At 69.4% G+C, this 1,666-nt stretch carries 1 protein-coding gene; it reads right to left on the bottom strand.

Annotated elements, in window-relative coordinates:
• Positions 1–17: 17 nt before the first annotated feature.
• Positions 18–1,160: a phosphate ABC transporter substrate-binding protein PstS gene (gene pstS / locus ACFV0Q_RS41430; protein ID WP_385013266.1), complete on the bottom strand. Its 1,143-nt coding sequence runs from the start codon at positions 1,158–1,160 to the stop codon at positions 18–20.
• Positions 1,161–1,666 lie beyond the last annotated feature (506 nt).

Raw genomic sequence — 1,666 nt, 5'->3', positions numbered from 1 at the left:
GCCCTCGGGTGTGACTACTAGGCCAGCGACTTGATGACTTCGCGGACCTTGGCGTTGATCTCGGCCGGGATCGGGGCGTAGCCGTTCTCGGTGAGGATCTTCTGGCCCGAGTCCGAGGCGGTGTAGTCCAGGAAGGACTTCACGGTGCTCAGCGTCTCGGGCTTGTTGCCCTTGTCGCAGACGACCTCGTACGTGACCAGGACGATCGGGTACGCGCCCTCGGCCTTGGTGGTGTAGTCGAGCTTCAGGGCCAGGTCGGAACCGGTACCGGCGACCTTGGCGGCGGCGATGGCCTTGGAGGCGTTCTCGCCGGTGGCCTTGACCGGGGCGCCGGCGCCGGTGTTGACGTCGACCGTCTTGATGCTCTGCGAGCTGGCGTAGGAGAGCTCGAAGTAGCCGATCGCGCCGTCGACGGCCTTGACCTGGGCGGCGATGCCGGCGGAGCCGGACGCGGCCTGGCCACCGGGGGCCGGCCACTTCTTCGCGGCCTCGTAGGTCCACGCGTCAGGGGCGGCGGCCTTGAGGTACTTGCCCAGGTTCTCGGTGGTGCCCGAGTCCTCGGAGCGGTGGAAGGCCTGGATCGCGGTGGAGGGAAGCGTGACGCCGGGGTTCAGCTTCTTGATCGCCTCGTCGTCCCACTTCTTGATCTTGTCGTTGAAGATGTTGGCGATCGTGGCGGCGTCGAGGTTCAGCTTGTCGACACCCGCGACGTTGAAGCCGAGGGCGATCGGGCCGCCGACCATCGGCAGGTTGATGCCCTGGCCGCCGGTGCAGACCTTCTTCGACTCCTCGACGGCGTCGGGCTTCAGCGCGGAGTCCGAGCCCGCGAAGCCGACGGTGCCCTGGTTGAAGGCGACGATGCCCTCACCGGAGGAGGAGGACTTGTAGTTCACCTCGACGCCGGAGCAGGCGGCCATGTAGTTCTTCACCCACAGGTCGACCGCGTTCTTCTGCGCGGAGGAGCCGGAGGCGAGGAGCTTGCCCTTGGCGCCGTCGCACTTGATGTCGCCCGGGGCCGGGGCGGAGGCCTTCGGGGTGTTGCCACCGGCGTCGGTCTTGGTGTTGTCGTCCGAGCCGCACGCCGTGAGGACCAGGGCGCCGGACACGACGAGGGCCCCGAGGGCGGAGGCACGAAGCCGGTTCTTGCGCTGAAGCTTCACTTTTCGGGTGTTCCTTCCGAGGAGCCGCCGGCCGCTTTCTGTATCGGGGCGGCGTGCGAGGAGGACTACGGGGTTGCGGGGTGGGGGCGTCTTCGGTTGCGAAGTCGCTCTCACCTTGCGCTACCGAAATTAGGCAGATCAGGTGAAGCGGTCTTCGGCGGTTGGTGAACGGAGGGTGAACCGTGGCGGGCGGCCCGGTGCGGATGGGGTGGTTTGTACCCGGGCGTAATCGGGCGTTATTCGCCCGTTATCCCTCCGTGACCTTCTCCTGGCCGTCGGTGGGGTGGGGGGTGGGGGTGGCTGGATCTCGACTGTGTCGGGGGGTGGGTGGCGCGGGGTTGCCGCTGCGCGGAGCGGTCCCCTACCCACCCTTCCACCATTCCCCAGACTTCGTCCGGGGGGACCCCCAGCCGGGCTCCGCCCGGCCCCCCGCCCGCGCCGGGCCGGGGGGCGGGGGGGCGCCCCCCCCCCCCCCCCCCGCCCCACCCCGCGGGGGGGGGGGGGAT

Origin of the sequence: Streptomyces sp. NPDC059564, assembly GCF_042735575.1 — a bacterium.
GTDB lineage: Bacteria > Actinomycetota > Actinomycetes > Streptomycetales > Streptomycetaceae > Streptomyces.
Note: the sequence above shows the minus strand (reverse complement) of the source record. Positions and strands in the feature narration are given on the sequence as shown.